Below are 16,226 nucleotides of genomic sequence, written 5' to 3' on the forward strand. Positions count from 1 at the left end.
CCCGATAGAGTTCGAAAACACGACCATCGTGGCATGACAATCCAAAAACGCGACTCCACCGAACTCAGGGCAGGCCAGAGTCTCCACACAACCCGGCACGGTTCACTTCCGGGCTTGTCAGTCTTTCTCGATCGAGAAAGGCAAGAGTCCGGACTCCTTGTGGAGCCAGTCCTGGGCGCGACGGTAAAACCATTCGAGGATCCCACCCATCGTGTGGGCTCCGTGAGCGACTAGCAGGTCCATCGAGAACGACGGCCGCAGACCGAGCTTGACCTCAGCCAACTGAATACCGTCGATGGTATTGAGCCTGGTGAGTAGCTCGCGGCGCAGGTTGAGATCATCGAAGGGCGGACGGTTACCAAGGTACTGAAACACGACCTCCACCTTGCCGCTCAGTGGGTAGAACACCACCGGCCACAAGTTGTGCCCTGGCGCGCTGGCCTCGTCCCAGACGAGCGGGAAACAACTGGTGTCGGTGCTTTTGCCGTAGGACAACGTTCCGCCCAGGTCCGTCCAGATCTTCAGCAGACTCTCGACGTACTCCGCGGTGCTTGGATCCTGGTTCTCACGCAGGAGGGCTTGAAAGCGCAGAGCGCGCTCTTCCTCGCTGGCTCCCTTGGACAAGGGTGGGACACCGGTCTGCGGTAGGTCCATGCCGAGAAGCTCAGCAAGGTCCGCAGCATAGAGACGCTGCGACTGATCGGCATGGCCCTTGCTGTCGAAGTGCACGCCCTCGGCCTTGAGGACGTCGATGGGGTCGTCGGTGCGTCCGTCGAGCCAGTGGAAGTTTGGGGCCAGCGTGCCGTTGGCACTCAACGCACGGTAGGCGTTGGGGACATCGGGCCGGGCGGCGATGTAGCTTCCGACCGCTCGGGGATGGGTTCCGATGAGTTCGGCCAGCTCGCCGTAGGTGGTCCAGCTTCCAGCAGGGAGAACCGTCAGTGCCGCACGCAGCAGAGCCCACTCGCGGCGATCATCGACCAAGGCCCGGCTGTTAGCCAGAGGGGCCGGCCACAGATGCACGGCCCGGGCTGCGAGCTCGTCGGCGCGGGTGAGGATCTGTTCCTTGCCCCAACGTGGCGTCTCGGCGATCTTCCGGTTCATCTGTAGAGCGCTGTTGTCGAGGATCTGCTGTTTGCGCTTAAAGGGGTGGTTGGAAAGCTTGGCGTTCTCTGCTGAGAGCGTGAGGTTGCCCAGCGTGTGCAGCAGCAGCTGGTGGAGTTCCTCGGCGCTGCCTTCGTCGCTGACTTCCTCGGCAAGCTGGTCGAGCCAAGGTTTGGTCGCGCTCTGAGGCATGACGTGCTCGATGGTGAGCTTGGCTTTAGTGAAGTCGACCGGTTCCTTGGCATCGAAACTTTCTTCGAGTCTGCGAAGGATGAAGAAGCGCTGGGCCGGGCGGCCCGACCAGTAGAAGGGCCGGTGCCGGATCGCGTCTCGCAGGGCCTCATCCGATGGCCAGTAACGCCGCTCCCCGGATAGGTAGCGATGGACGGCCTCGGCGACCAGCCGGTCGGTCTCCAGCTCTTTAGGGGCCGCGTTGAAAATCCGGTTAAGGTTGTTGGTGCTCTTGTCGCAGATCATGCGACGGACCAGGAAACTCTCGACATATCCAAGGGCTGTAACGACCTGGTCGGGCGTCGTCAGTTTGCGATCGAGGAGATCAAGCAGATGTAGGACGAGCGCGTATGAGGTCTGCCCGCCCCAGGCGTGAAGCCGGGTCAGCGGTTCGGCCAGCGGCCCAGAGAGCTGTTCGGGACGAAGAATCTGGTCGAGCAGACGTCCGCGCCGGTACAGATCGGCGATTTCAGCGCAGAGACTCTCCTCACCGCCCGTGCGAACCACCTCGTCTAGGCGTGCCTGCTGGTAGCGGTAGATCTCCGTCTGCTTGATCTTGTCCGCTCCGCGGATCACGAGATCGAGCCAGACGAGCAGTTCCAGGCCGTCCGGGCCAAGCAGCTTCTGCAGAGGCAGCCAGTGCTGCTCGTAGACGTCCTCGCCGTGCTTGGGCAGCAGCATAAATACATAGTTGCGCAGCAGATCGGTTTGGGTGAGCCGGACGCCGGTGTTGTTCAGCGACTCGAAGATCCGGTAGACGTTGTCGCCTTTCTCCGCGGTGATCTCCACGATCGAGAGCTTGTCGCAGAGCACAGATTCGACTCGATCGATCTGTTCGGCATCGGCGTCGAGACCGACCAGCGCCGCCTTGAAGAAACGATAAGCGCTTCCGATCTTGTCGGGACCGCCTGCTGTTGGACTGCGGTCGATACAGGCCCGGAACGCCTCCCGGTCGGCCTGTGTCGGCAAGAGGCGATAGTGATCTTTACCGGTCTGGAACTCGTTTACCAGGTACCGCCGATGGATGCGGTCGGCTTCGCGCTCATCGAACTGCATTATGTGGTCACGAAGAGCACAGAAGGCGAGCATGAGAGTCGTCAGGCGCTGCTGGCCGTCCACTACCAACCAGCGATTGACCTTCTTCCCGCCGGCCGAGACCTCACCTGGAGCCAGGACGACCGAGCCGAGGAAGTGAGCGCTTCGCTCTTCCCCGTTGGCCAGAGCTTCGGCATGCTCAATGACGTCGTCCCACAGCAGGCGCAGATCTTTCTGGTCCCATCTGTATGTCCGCTGGTAGAGCGGCACCTGGAACTGCTTCTGGCCTTCGAGGAGAGACATCACGCTGCTCTCTTGAACCTGCACTAGCCCTCCTAGGTCATATGCCAATTTCACGTAAAAGTGCAGGCCGGTCCGACAAGAATTCCGCTTCGCAAGTCCTTCCCTAGGTAACGTCCCCTAACACGCCGGTCAACCACGGAGTGCAATCAGGCCTTCCCGTCCCGCGATATTTCAGTGCATGGCGTGGCTTGATGAGTCGCATGAAGACGATTCATGGTCCCTGTCGATGCGGGTCGCGTGACCCGCGGATAGGCGGCGGGTACGGGACATGCGCCGGATGATCATACAAACGGCGAGTGCCGCCCTCACGGCTGTGCCGGGTCGTCAGCGCCCGGGTCATGTCCTTGATCTGAAGAACTTCGCTGTGATGGCGGGGTCGATGCTCAGTCCGGTACCGCGTCATCGGTGATCTGCCGGATGAAGTGCGCGTAGCGTTCGTCCACGATGGCGCCGCTTCTCACGAGGGTGCCTTCCTCCTGGCGGTATGTACGGTCTGGATCACCGAGGAAGGACAGCCAGTTGAAGCTGGTGGAGATCCACACGTCGTCAAAGATGAGGACCTTGGCGTGCGTGTTGCGGATCCTAGTAAAGGTGAATTTATCCGAGTAGCGCCGTTGGAGGTTGCGAAGCGTGCGCAGTGCACGGGAGTCCGGCTCATCGTCTCCGTACCCGTGCGCGATGTGAACCCGTACTCCACGCCGTAGACGGCTTTCGACTTTGCCGACGAAGTCAGTGGTGACGACCTGGTTTCTCAGCCAAGGACTGATGATGAGCAGGCGCTGGGATGCCGTAGTGAGGGCGTTGTTTAGTTGAATCCGGTGCTCGAAGACGCCGATGCCGCGGACTTCGGTGGTGAACTGCGGAGTAGGTGGTTCGGTTTCCTGGGTCGGATGCGTGGGGATCCGTAGGGCTTCGAGCTCGTCGGTCAAGATCGGCCGCTGAGCGGGCTGGTCAACGCGGATGCCCAGACGCTCACTGCCGCCGAGCGCCGCCAGGGCCAGCTCGTGTGTTTGGCTCAGCTCGTCGGCGATGGCGACGGCCAAATTGATGTCCTGCCCGTTGTCGGCGTAGACGAGAAGCTTGACGGGCAGGAAGCGCTTGGCTGGCTTCTCGTGGAATCTCTTTACTGCAACGACTTCCATCTGGGTTTCGTCCACGTCACCGAACAGGGCGTTGATCGTCGCCGGGGCGATGTCGTCCTCGCTGATGACCTTTCTTGGGTCATGATGGAGGATGATCATTCCATCACTGCTAGCCCTGTGCCGGGTGATCAGGTCGCGGGGCCTACAGGAGTGCAAGCGCCAGGCGATCCGGTCGAAGTAGAGATCGAGTTCCTCGCGTACCGGCCGGACCGACGACAGGTCAGTCACCGTCCGTACACCCTTGGCGGTCAACTGCAGGGTGCGGCTTGATGCATCGGGGGCATATCTCAACGTGTCGGCGGAGAACTGGTCCCCCACCGTCTGCGCGATGAGGGGCTTGTCGAGACCAAGGAGATTCCCGATACTGTCTGCGGTGTCAACACCGACGCTAGTCAGGCGCAGGACGAACTCGTCGAGCAGAGGCAGCGGCTTGCGCTCCTGGGCCAGAACGTCGACCGATAACCCAGTGATAGGCAGTGCGGCGTCCAAGATGTTGATCAGCGGACGCCCAGCTCGATCCACGGGGTAGCGCTCGGCGAGGAGCGCGTCGGCTTCAGGTGCGGTCGGCATCGATGATCTCGCAGTCGGTGCGATGAGTCTGGATGTAGTTCAGTACGTCGCGGAGGGCACCGGGTGCGGACTGGCAGAACCGGGCATCACCAACGATCGTCAGGCCATATCGGGCGCGGGACAGCGCGACGTTGATGCGGCGCCAGTACTCCTGGCCGAGAAAGCCGAGTCGACCCTGGTCGTTACTCCTGGTCACGCTGAAGATTGCCAGGTCGCATTCTCTGCCTTGCACCGCGTCGACCGACAGCGCGGTCGCGGCGACGTGGGCCGGACTCAGGGTCGCGATCTTATTATTAAGTTCGGCGACCTGCCGCCGGTAGGGAGCGATAAGCAGGATCTCGAGCTTGTGCCCGTCTATCGGTTTGATGAGGCCATGGCCGACAGCGCGGTCGAGGGTGCGCAGCCGGTCAATGACCAGTCTGGCCTCGTCTCGGTTGGCGAAACTGGTGTCCCCGCTGACGGGTGCCTGCTCGCGGCGGCCGGTCCCGAGCGGACCGGTGTCAATCCACTGGACGGGTTTGCCGAAGCTGGCGTATCCGTTGAGCTCCCGGGCGAGCGGTGACAGCAGTTTGTCCTCATAGAAGCAGGCGGAAATGAGTTCGCCGATCGGCGGGATCATCCGGTACTGCGCGCGGAGCATGTGCTTAGCGGTAGAGGGAAGGCTGGAGACCAGGTGTTGGAATAGGGTCGTGGTCACGATCTCCTTGCTGATCGAGTGCTCCTGCATGATCGATCGCTCGTTGAGCAGGTCCTCGTCGATCGGCGGCAACTGGCGAGTATCGCCGACCAGCACCCATCGACGTGCTCGCGACAGCGGGACGAGGGTCTCGGTTGCGGTCGCCTTGGATGCCTCGTCGAAGATGCACAAGTCGAACTCGATGTCCTTGACGGCCGGATGCCCGAGGAACCCGAGCGCGGTACCCGCCACGACACTACTGGTGCGCAGGAACGCCTTCACCATAGCCTTGTCGGACTCAATGCGGTGCAGCCACTCGGCCTGCAGCGCGAGGAGTTCCATCAGCCGTCGGCTGCCGTCAGAGACGCCGAGCACCGCCGCGACCGCATCGCGCGCCTCAATAAGGCTCGGCTCAGATCCAATCGTGAGATCTCCGGCTAAGTACATACGAGCCTCGACGACACGCGCGTCCCGGTCGGCGTACAGATACTCCAACCGGGCTTGGGCGTCGACGACGTCATCTGCGGGCTCCTTACTAGTAATGGGGTTCGCACCGGTCTGGTAACCGGACAGATCGACGATCCGCCGTTGCACATGTTCGATGTCGCCGAGAGTGGCAGCCAGTTCCTGGAGGGCCACTGCGCCACGCAGATGACGTTCGGTGAGGTCGTGCTTGGCAGCGAGCGCGCTGATGCCACGCTGGGCACGCGTCCGAATCCGCTCGACCCACTTCTTCATCTGCTTGTCTAGCAGCAGATGGCGGGCGGCCGGCGCGACCCGGGGGTCATCGGCGCCACGTCCGAGTCGGACCAGATTGCCGATACGAGCCGACTCAAGCCGCTGGAGCGCGTTGTCGATCGCGATATGGGTCTGGCTGACGATGAGGATCCGGGTGCGGGGGGCGCGCTTGAGCGTCTGTTGCACGATCTCTGCGATGACGGTCGTCTTGCCGGTGCCCGGCGGGCCCTCTACCAGGATGATGTCGCTGGTGCCCAGGGCGTGCCGGACCACGTCCTTCTTACTCTCGTCGAGATCGCCGCGAAACCAGGATTCGATCACCGCCGGTTCGGATGGTGCGAGGGCACCAGGACGGGTGATGATGTCGCGGAGAACGGGATTCACCGCCTCCCGCGAGGCAACCCGGTTCAGTGCATCGATCTGGCGAGACAGTGCCGTCTGAGTCGGCCCCAAATAGGGTGCCAGGCGTCCAGCGGCGGTAAGGTCCCGGAGAGCATGACGGAATCGGAGGGTGACGGAATCGGCAGACTGGGCGACGACTTCGCCGCGACCTACGAGCCGGTTGCGGCTGGGGTCGAATACCTCCCACTCGTCGCCGACGAGGTTCTGATCGGTCTCTCGTGTGATCACGAACGCGACCTCTCGGCCGCGGACGGTCCTGCCGTGGAACTCCAATGACTGGAGTTCGCTACGGGCGAGATCCTCCCGCGCGTCGAGCACACGCCGCCAGTTGGCGAACAGGTCACCGAGCCCGTCGTCGGCGATATCTGTGTGGACGGCAGCCTCAGCGTGGTCGTCGATGGCGAGGATCAGCTCCTCGAGGCCGCAGTCGGATCCTGCCGGGCGTTGGCGAGCGAACGCGAAACCCATCGAGGTGGAGACAAGGCAAGCCCTGCGACGGGCGTTGTCGTACCACGGGCCGCTGTGCCGCCTCGCGTTGACGATCACTACTCGGTCCTGGCCGTCCTGATCAAGGACGATCTTGTAGGTGTGTTCGCGTCCGATCAGCAGGACGGACTTCCGGTCTTGGAGCCCGGTCTGCCGGTCGGTGCCGAACTCGGCGTAGACCTCCCCTGACAGGTCCATCATGACCGCGGACTCGCCCCCCGCGAAGTCGACCTGGGCGTCCTGGCCAAGGGAGAGCACCGTGCGCCCAGCACCCTGGGTCATCTTGAGCCAGAGTGTGTTCTTCCTGCGCGCTGCGCGCGCATTGGATCGGGCGAGCGCGGCCTGCAGTAGTGATTCGAGCACCGCTCCGTTGGCTGGACGCTCCTGGGGCTTGGTCGCTACGCACGAGCGCAGGACTTCTCTGATCTCAGCGGGAAGCTCAAGCGCTTCCAACGCCGGGAGGATGTCCGGATAGTCCTGTATTGGGGAACGTGACATCGAGGCGATCGCGAGGACTCCGTAGGCGAACACATCTCGTGTGTAAGGGATCGAGTCGTCGCGCTCAGGAGGAGCGTACAAGCCGGACCGGTAGCCAGCTACCGTATGCCCGCCTGAAGGGGCACCGAGCTTGTCGCGGATTTTGGCGATGTTGAAGTCGGCAAGCCGGGCCGTTCCATCTCCCGCCAGCAAGACGTTGGCGGGCTTGAGATCGCGGTGTTCGATCTCTTTGAGGTGGGCGTGGTTGAGCGCCCCTGCCAGGGGCATTCCGATTCGCGCGAAGAAGTCTTGCCAGTCGTAGCTCCCCTCTTCCCGGAGCCGTCCGGCGAGGGTCCGATCAGACCAGTCGAGGATGAGGTAGAAGCGCCCGGAGGGTTCGTCCCAGCCCGCGTCGACCAGTTTGATGATGTGGTCATGGTTCAAAGACCGCAATGTCTGCTTTTCCCGCTCGAAGAAGATCCGCAGAGTCTCGTCGTTCTCGGAGGTCCTGAACAGTTTGACCGCGACGGGTATACCGCCGTTGTGTAGATCGACCGCTTTCCGGACATCTGCGGCTCCGCCGGAATGTACAATGCCCTCGACGAGGGCGAAGCGGTTGTTGATCAGCTCCGCCACCAGTTCCCCTTCGCCCATGCGTCGGCCCCGCGAATTACATTCCCGACCCCTAAGATCGATCTACCCTATCGTCGCATGAGCACGGAATGTCGGCGGAATGTCATATTCGGATCGATAGGTCCCAGGATGTCGAACGACCCGGTCCTCACGAGGGAAACCGCCTGTCCGCATTGAGGCCCCAACATCTCAGGTACGGCGAGCCGGCAGGCTGCCGGTGTCGGTGATGATGAACCGCTTCCTGCTGTTGACCTTCTTTCTCGCGTCGCAACTACGGCTGTCGCGCTAGTCGAAATAAGAGCCCGAAGGTCAGCCACAGCGATCGGGTTTCCGCACCTACAAGCTCTCGGTGAGCACCTCCAGAGCCCGACAGATCGCCGCGCAGCTTCGCGAGGACCATCCTGCCCAGGTGAAGGAGTCGGATTCCGTATCAACGACAGTCGGACCGAATGTGGCCGCCGCACTGTAGTCGGCCTCTCCTGGTCAGCGGGAGCCGGAGCCGGCCTGTGCTCTACGCAAGCGCTGAGGCCGGTAGGCGCTCAGCGACGCTGCCGGATCCCGGCTCCAAAAGCTGTCCGCTGATTGAATGGTTCTGGTTTCACCTGTTCGTCATCGCGATGACTGACCGCAAGCGGTGATTGCCTGCTTCATAGGCGGTATGAGAACCGCAGCGCACCGCCTTCTTCCCGGTACAGGCCTTGGCTTTGCGCGCTAAAGGGGTTCCGCAGCATCGTCACCGTCGTGCGCTCCGGGTCCAGCACCCACGTGATGACCAGGAGCCGCCAACGATCATTTCGAGCTGCGCTCTGCGCCGCCCGAACCTCGCTCTCCCCGAGTTCGAACTGACCGCCATCGCCTTGAGTTGCCTTCACCTCGAACATGAGGGGCTCCTGCCCGGAACCGACACGGAAGTCAAAGCCAAGACCGTCATCCCCTGAGGAGCCTGGAAAGACGTTCTGACGGCTGGTGGATACCCAACTACTCTCGTCGGTGGCCGGGTAGTTCTTGCGTAGCCACTGGTAGGCGATCCATTCGCCCGCGAAACCGATCGCCGTGCGCTGGGCCGGTGAAAGCTCGCGATCCGCGCGCAAGCCCACGCTCGTTCGACCGCCCGGCCCGGAGACGGCTCGGCGGCCGGGAAGTGCTTCTAGGGTGGCGAAGCGGCCACGTCCGGCGATCATCTCCGGGTTCTCCTCCAGCCCCTGTTGCAGCCCGGTGATCACATCGGTGAAGTCGCCGGAATCCACGTCGAACTCCTGACGGCCGAGGTTGATGACGCGTCGGCGACGAGCACGCTCCTCCCGAGCTTGCAGTTCGGCGCGGCGCGCCGGGTCGAGATCGGCCTGGGTCAAGCCATGTGCGGCGAGAACGGTCGTCGTCGGCATCCCCGCTGGCCACTGACCCAGGACGTCAAGCCATGCGACGATGTCGTCCTTGGTGAGAAGGCGGAAATCCAGGACGCCCACCTGGTCCAGAAGCGTCGCGACGTTCTCTACGGCGCCGGCCCCGGCTAGCGCGCCGGGTAGGGGACGCCGCACCGCTTTGATCAATACGGTGAGTTCGGGGACAAGGTGACGAATCAGTAGGTTGTTGTCGCCACGGAGCTGATCCAGCGCAGGCAGACGCTTGCCGTCCTGCGGCGTGGGAGCCCCCAGCCGCGCGGTCAGTGATGCTTCGATATGCTCCCGAAGCAGGCCGGTATCCACGCTGTCGTGAGTGAACGCCCATTCCTCAGGGGCGGTGATCCACTGCAGGGAACGTGTCTGCGCCCAATCGGCGATCGGCTCGCGAGTTTCGAAGCGGTCGAGAACAGCCCAGCGCAGCCGGTCAACGAGGCGAGTCCGGTTCAGGTCGATGTGCTTCCGCAGTTCTTCTTCGTGAGCGTCGGCGCGGCTGATGGGGTGGTACTGCGGTGTGAGGACGGCCAGTGTGCGGTTGAATTCCGCAAAGTCCAAGTTCATGGCGATACGCAGCTCTTCCACATTGCGAGCTCTGCGCGCCGCCGTGACCAATTCCTCAGCAGTCTCTGGCAGTTCATCATCGTAAGGCGTGAGCAATGCCTGGAACGTGCTGAGGTCCGGAGGCGGAGGAACCGTAAGCTCGTTGGCCAATTTCAGTCCCAGGCAGTGGAGCAAGAGCGGGTAGCAGCGCTTTAGCACGCCCGCGATGGATCCGTCCAGACGACGTACCGTCTCCTGCAATTGGTCAAGCGAGACGCTGAGCACATCGGCGAGTTGCTGATCGGTGGGAGACGCCAGGACAGCGCGTCTGTCGCGCAACTCGTAGGCGGCGAGTTTAAGCGGTGCGGCGAACCTCGGTCGTCCCACCACGTGACCGATCGCCTCCACCAACTGCGCTACGGATTCCCAGGTGAGGTCATCCCCCACAAGCATCGGTGCCAGGATCAACGGCTGATCGTCGTCTGGAAGGGGCAGGACACCATTCTGCCTCGCGGGTAGCTCGATGGGTTCATCGTCGACGGTGATGTCCAGCGTCTCGTAGCCGCGTATGCGGATCCGCCGCGCCAGCGAGACAAGCCCGGTGAGCCCGGCTTCAGTCGTCCGCACGCCAGGAGAGTGATCCTCCAGTACTCCAATCGCGTACGGCAACCACGGCAGGTGCTCAAGGAGTTGCGACCCCGCGGCCAGCGACGCCAGCGGCTGACCGTCGACCATGACCGTCATGGTCGCGTCGTCGACGTGTCGAACAGCCGTCGTACACACCCGAGCAAGCAATCGAGTGGCATCCCAGGCTCCGTCCGGCACAACCAGCAGAGCGTTCTCCGTCTCTCTGATTAGCCGGGAGGCCAGGCTGTCCCGCTCCCCGGTTATGTATAGCTTCTGGGTTCCTCCCGACAGATCGGCAATCTTGATGGTGCTGAGCTGGTCACCGGTTTCGGCGAGCAGGGAGGCGCTCATGAGCGGCTGGAGGGCGTCGCGCGGTGAAGTCAGGCCACGTGCGTATGAGATCAACGCCGTCCAGGCTTTTTGGTTGGCCCGTTGGAGCACGGGACGGTCCTCGTCGTACACCGCGCCGGAATCAATCAGCGCTCCCAGCGTCGCGATGAGTTTGGCGCTGTCCTGAGGACTCCCCCATGTGGACAGCCCCATGTCACGCAGTCGCTTCTTTACAGCCGGCTGGTCCAGAAGCGACCGGAAAGCATGCGCAACGGTAGGACCGAAGGAGGGCTCCTCGTCAGCCAGGGCAGGAGGCCAGCACCAAGCGTCGGCCGGACGGGCGAATCCCACGGTGCGGGTACGGGTGCGTACGGGCAGCCACGGCTGCTCTCGGATGAACGCGGCCAAGGGAGTCGGCAGGCGATGGGCATCATGCTCTCGTGAATGGGAACTGGTCCACACGCTGGTGAAATGGTCGTCGGGCCAGCGCGTTAGACCATGCAGGATCAGCTGGGCGTATGCGAGACGTCCCTTCTCGGTGAACCCGCAGACCACCTCTTGCCCCGGCAAGCGGAAGGCGGGCGATCCGTGGTAGCCCGTCCGGGGATGGCTGACATAGGAGAAGTGGTCCGGAAGACAGAGTCGCCACTGTTCGGTGACTACAGGAGGGGTCTTGGCCTCGTTGACGACTGCGGCCACGGTGAGCCAGGAGCCTGTAATCCAGGTCCTAGCGTCAGGAGCGGAGCGAGGGATGAGCCCGTCCGTGACTCCCAGATGTTCGAGAAATCCTAGCCAGTCACTCTGGGTGTCGCCATGCTCGATGAACCTTTGCGGTGGTGCGACGATGTGGTCGTTCATCCATTTCAGGTCGGGAGAGATTTCACATCCTTCGGTCACGACGTAGACGAGGTCGGCTCCACAGACCGTGTTCCAGCCTGAGCCGAATGCGGCGTGCTGTGCGGGCACCAGGGGTCCTGCCGCAGACGGTACGTATAGTCCCAACTCTCCGATCGGAAGACTCTTGGACGATCTTCGCGAGCGGTAGAGCTGGAAGACGAACCTCAGGGCCTGCAAGCGCAGCTTCTCTGAGGCTCCTTCCTGGAGAGCGTTTCGGACATGCTCTAGGAGCCCCGCGGCGTCAAAAGCGCGGATGAGCCTCGACTTTTCGAGAAACTCCCGTGCTTGCTGGCGCCGCAGGTGGTCTTCTCCACCTGTCCACTGCAGAGCGGGGTGAGCGTAGAACAGCTGTTTGCTGAGCATCTCGGGGACACGGAGTTCGCCTGTGTCATCGGCTCCGACCTGCGTCGGCTGGAAGAACGCCTCCTGCCGTTGCTCACGCTGCGTCCCACCCGAAACGGCTGCGCCGAGGCTACCGTTGAAGCATCGAATCGTCCCATCATCGGCCAGCAGAAGCTGCCTGCCTCGGAGAGCTTCCCCCCGTTTGTCGAACAGTACGAAAAGATCGATGTAGAGGCCATTCCAGACATCAGCAGCCTCTCCCGTGGCGGGCAGAGGCAACGCCCCCACGATCTGTTCTACGTAATCCGCCAACTTCTGCGTTGATGGGTCCAGGGAACACTGAAGGGAGCTGCACGTACGGGCCAGCCTTTCAAGTCGGCTGTCGCCGATGTGCGGGTCCGCCACAGCAACGCCGACGCTCCTAGCCGCCTGGGCGGTGAGCACCGCTAGATCCTTTGCCTGATTCTTCGCGGGCCAGCGAACGGCGTCCGTGGGCACGCACCACGTGTCATCCTGAGTGTCGCCGTTCGTAGGAACCACAGGCACATTCGAGAACGCGAGGCTGTGCACACGTCGCGCCGCGTCCGACAGCAGCCCCGCCGACAGTGCACCGGGATCCCAGCTGATCAGGTCGACTGCGGCTCTTCGAGCCTTCATGGTCGGCACTGCCCGCAACGTGGCGGCCGCGATCAGACAGGTTTCGGCGAGTGCTTCGAACAGCATCACGTTCAGCTGATGCTCGCGGTTCAGTCCCGTGCGGTCAAACTTGGTGAAGAAAGGCGCATTGAGGTGGGCGTGCAGGGGCGCAGCAACATCGTCGCCGAGTGGCAGGAAGGTGTACATGTGCCCGGCGGGCGGATTCTCCGCCCCGTACAGCAGGGCGATCTCAACAGCGGCAGGCTCTGTCCAGTCCCGCCAAGACTCATCCAGCAGCCCTTCGTCGACGGCCGCGTTGGCCGTGTCCTGTAGCCGCTTGGCTGGAATATGCCCTCGGGCCAGCAGAAATTCGCCGAGTGGACCAAGATCGACCTCAGCTAGGGACACGACCGGAACTGGTTCTTCGGTCTCGGCCAGTGCGCTGTGACCGGCCGTGCTGTCGGCCCAGAGCTGTTCCTGGCGGGTGAGCTCTGTCCGATGGACTTCGCCGTCGGCCGCCCGGCGCTCCAGCACCAGTCGTTCAAGGCGGTCGAGGAACAGCATGACTGGTGCCTTGGACGTAGCCAGATCCTTCAGGCGGCGGGCCACTGAGAGACGAGCGATGTCACTTCGCAGCGGAAGTCGGACAACAGTGACATGACCGTCGGCCGCCAGTTCCGCGCAGACCGCAGGCAGGTCGAGGATCGGGTACGGAATCTGGAACGGCGGCAGCTCCTCCACTGCCTGGCGCACCAGTTCCTCGTTTTTGAGCAGGGCCCGCAGGTCGTCTTCGACGGCGAACCGGAAGCGATAACCGTTCAGAGGTGTGCGGTTCGACCCGCCAACTTGGGAGCTGAAGATCTCCGGAGCGTCAGTGATCTCCAGCACGCTCCGGAACCCGACTCCCTTGTTGCCGATGCCCTCGCCGATGGTCTTGTCACTCAGCGCAAGCTTGCAGATCGCCTCGACCTGCTCCCAGGTGAACGGAGTCCCGCCGTTGGCGACATACAGCATCCCGTGCGGGCCCTCGTGCTCGTTGAGCAGGATGTGGACGCGTCCGTCGGTGCGATTGCCGGGGTGGGCATCATGAGCGTTCTGCAGCAGTTCCAGTAGGAACCGTCCCGCATATTCCCGTGCCGCGCTGTGCGAGAGCGCTCGGAGCTGCTGGCCCGCCTTCCAGACCTTTGTGTTCTGCGATTCGCCAAGTACGGCCAGCGCGTACTCGCGAAGTTGCCCCGCGTAGGTCTCGCCGGAGGAAGCGTCGGCGGCTTCCTGTGCCAGCGCACCGATCTCCACATTGATCATGTCGCCCCGTCCCGTGAGCAATCGTGCGGGCACCGTAACGCATGCCACAGACAATTCGTGCCGTACTTCTCCGAGCCCGTCCTACCGGTGCGATATGGCTGCAGGACGGCATGTGTCGGCGGGGCTGCATCCCACTCTCACAGCGGCATCGAGTTCTGCGCAGCGGTTGCGGAGTTGTTTGACGGTCAGGCGGTTGTCCTGGGCCAGTACACCCCTAGGCCCAGCAGGTCGCCAGACCATGAAGATCGACAAGGCGGATCTGGTGTCCATGACGACCACCCTGCGGGCGGCCTATGGGAGTTTCGCGGAGTTGGAGGCCGCGCTGTGGACGATGCTGGTCTTACTCGTAATGAAGTGCTGCTGGCGCTACCTCTGCGCTCGGGCCTGACGGCCTACGCCCGGGTCGTGTTGCCGTCGATGTCGCGGCAGTCGGCCACACAAGCGCGGGACATGCGCGGGATGATCACGTAAGCTGCATTGGCTGTCTAAGACATCCGTGCAGCTCAAACCGGGTGAACGTGCAACTTCGTCCACGCTCTCCTAAAGCGGGTGTCGCATGTTCGAATCATGCCGGGGGGCACTTTTCTCAATCGGTGTTCCAGCCTCCGACCGGTGGTTCCCCGACCGCAGGCTCTTTGCTTGGTGAACCCCAGTGAGCAGCCGAGAGCATCCCAAGGCGACCGTAGAACCATGATCTGGGGATATAGCTAGAATGATCTTGACGGTGTTCTCCCAGGTCGTGAGGCTCTCCCGCTCCAAAGCATCCACCGACTCAACGGCGGGTCGGGCCTCAGACGTGCCTTCCCGGCAGCCTGCCCTTGATCACGCCTCAGTTCTGCCAGCACTCTCGTTCGGCGGAGCGTGGAAGGTGGATCCTTCGATCCGTCCGGCCTGGATGACCAGGCCGGACCGCACTCGACCGCTGATGTGGTTATAGACCGTCCCCGCTGGTGGAGCCGGAAGGCTCCGCAGCTTGTCGGTGAGGCTTGGATCCGATCGCAGCAGGTGCAGTAACCGGCTGCGCCATTCGGCCTCGATCGTCGCCGCCCGCGCCCCATCGCCTCTCTCCAAGGCGAGCATGAGGGTTGCGCGCGAGAGCTCCAACTCCTGCAGGAGGTCATCCTGCTCATCCTCATCCTGACCGAGCACGTGCGCAATTCTCCCTTTCGCCTGCGCCCAGGCATCGGAGATCATCAGAGTGACCAAGGTCGTGGCACCAGATGCGGCCAATGCAATCAGTTCGGCTTGCATGTCTCCTCAGTTCTACTCGTCATGCCCGTCCTCCCAGTGGCTGTCTTGGTCGTCCTGGAAGGGGGCCGACCCGCTGGCGTTCGTATCCGGAGACACGTCGGCGTCGTAGGCGGTTGTTGGGTCGGCCAAGCCGAACCTGCGCTCGATCTCCTCAGCTACATCGGGCTGGCCGTAACTGCGGACCAGATGGGCTATCTGGTGGGTGAAAAGATCTCTCTGTTCTCGCAAATCGAGGGCGCAGAGAAAGGCCGCCAAAGAGTCGGTTGGTGAAGCGCCGTTCATAGACGGCTCCTCACCGTTGTGCCCGAAGAGTGGGCTCGTGTAGGCGGCCCCTTGGGGTATTTCCTTGTTGTTGGCTACGGACGACAGCGTGGCGAGCAGACCTATGTCGTTCACCGTCTTCTCCACATGGTCGTCGTTCTTGACGAGCCACCAGACGACGGCGCTGCCGGTGTCTTTGAGCACGTCCTCGCCGAGGTAATCGCGCTTGCTCTGCTCGTACTTGCGGTCGTGTTCCCAGACCACTCGGTCCTTGCGCACCATGGCGAGCTTGTCCAGGCGTTCCTGATCCTGCGTGGAAAGAGTGACTTGGACGGATTTAGCCATGGCCTGGACATAGCCGCTGGCGTCGTCCTGCGTCGTGCCCAGTACGCCAGCCAACTCGTGCGCGACGAGGGCGGCACGTCCCGGCTCGCGGCGCTCAGTGATCGCTCTCGCGCGCCTGAGTATCGCGTCCACGGCCAACGCCGCCGGATTGACGAGCGTGCTGTCCCACGATTGCTTCAAAGGGGACCAGAGAATCGTCGCGGAGAACAGGAAGTCGTAGTCTTCCTCCTGACTCGGCAGCGGGACCTGTTCTACCCGTTGTTCACAGGGTTCGATCGGAGGTGGCGGCGGAGGCGTGTCGACGGCCTCCGGTTCTATATAGTCATGCGTCCCGTTCCGCTCCCAGAGCTTGAACAGCAGGACCGCCACGGCCACGACCGTGACCCCGACGGCCGTGAGCCATATCCCCCTCGGAGCAAAAGCGATGAGGCCGGCCAGCAGGATGCCGCCGACGGTGAACGCATAGATCATGACCGTATTCCGGCCCATACTCAT

The 16,226-nt window shown here is 62.8% G+C and carries 7 protein-coding genes; 1 reads left to right on the forward strand and 6 read right to left on the reverse strand.

The features are described 5' to 3' along the window. Nucleotides 1-117: 117 nt before the first annotated feature. From ACTOQ1_RS18280 to ACTOQ1_RS18295, 4 genes are all read right to left on the reverse strand, one after another. Nucleotides 118-2,697, reverse strand: a complete 2,580-nt coding sequence (locus ACTOQ1_RS18280; protein WP_440068605.1) for a GmrSD restriction endonuclease domain-containing protein — start codon at nucleotides 2,695-2,697, stop codon at nucleotides 118-120. A 359-nt stretch (nucleotides 2,698-3,056) separates the two neighbouring features. Next, complete coding sequence (locus ACTOQ1_RS18285) at nucleotides 3,057-4,385, reverse strand: hypothetical protein (protein WP_440068607.1); 1,329 nt, start codon at nucleotides 4,383-4,385, stop codon at nucleotides 3,057-3,059. After that, nucleotides 4,369-7,800: an AAA domain-containing protein gene (locus ACTOQ1_RS18290; protein ID WP_440068608.1), complete on the reverse strand. Its 3,432-nt coding sequence runs from the start codon at nucleotides 7,798-7,800 to the stop codon at nucleotides 4,369-4,371. Before ACTOQ1_RS18290 ends, ACTOQ1_RS18285 begins: the two co-directional genes overlap by 17 nt. 644 nt (nucleotides 7,801-8,444) lie before the next feature. Next, nucleotides 8,445-13,874 carry a sacsin N-terminal ATP-binding-like domain-containing protein gene (locus tag ACTOQ1_RS18295; protein WP_440068609.1) on the reverse strand — a complete coding sequence of 1,810 codons (5,430 nt, stop codon included), beginning with the start codon at nucleotides 13,872-13,874 and terminating at the stop codon, nucleotides 8,445-8,447. Nucleotides 13,875-14,112: 238 nt separating this feature from the next. On the opposite strand from ACTOQ1_RS18295, the gene ACTOQ1_RS18300 reads away from it, so the two are divergent. Continuing rightward, entirely contained in the window at nucleotides 14,113-14,262 is a 150-nt protein-coding gene (locus tag ACTOQ1_RS18300; RefSeq protein ID WP_440068611.1) for a hypothetical protein, read from the forward strand. Between the two features lie 434 nt (nucleotides 14,263-14,696). On the opposite strand, the gene ACTOQ1_RS18305 is transcribed toward ACTOQ1_RS18300, so the two are convergent. Beyond that, nucleotides 14,697-15,125 carry a hypothetical protein gene (locus ACTOQ1_RS18305; RefSeq protein WP_440068614.1) on the reverse strand — a complete coding sequence of 143 codons (429 nt, stop codon included), beginning with the start codon at nucleotides 15,123-15,125 and terminating at the stop codon, nucleotides 14,697-14,699. A gap of 12 nt (nucleotides 15,126-15,137) precedes the next feature. Next, on the reverse strand, nucleotides 15,138-16,202 hold the full coding sequence (locus ACTOQ1_RS18310; RefSeq protein WP_440068616.1) for a hypothetical protein: 1,065 nt from the start codon (nucleotides 16,200-16,202) through the stop codon (nucleotides 15,138-15,140). Nucleotides 16,203-16,226: the final 24 nt, after the last annotated feature.

It is taken from the genome of Streptosporangium sp. OZ121, from assembly GCF_051918885.1.
Taxonomy (GTDB): domain Bacteria; phylum Actinomycetota; class Actinomycetes; order Streptosporangiales; family Streptosporangiaceae; genus Streptosporangium.

Coding starts and splice junctions, on each gene's coding strand:
- ACTOQ1_RS18300 (WP_440068611.1), top strand. CDS start 14,113: ATGAAGATCGACAAGGCGGATCTGGTGTCCATGACGACCACCCTGCGG.
- ACTOQ1_RS18295 (WP_440068609.1), bottom strand. CDS start 13,874: ATGATCAATGTGGAGATCGGTGCGCTGGCACAGGAAGCCGCCGACGCT.
- ACTOQ1_RS18305 (WP_440068614.1), bottom strand. CDS start 15,125: ATGCAAGCCGAACTGATTGCATTGGCCGCATCTGGTGCCACGACCTTG.
- ACTOQ1_RS18285 (WP_440068607.1), bottom strand. CDS start 4,385: ATGCCGACCGCACCTGAAGCCGACGCGCTCCTCGCCGAGCGCTACCCC.
- ACTOQ1_RS18310 (WP_440068616.1), bottom strand. CDS start 16,202: ATGATCTATGCGTTCACCGTCGGCGGCATCCTGCTGGCCGGCCTCATC.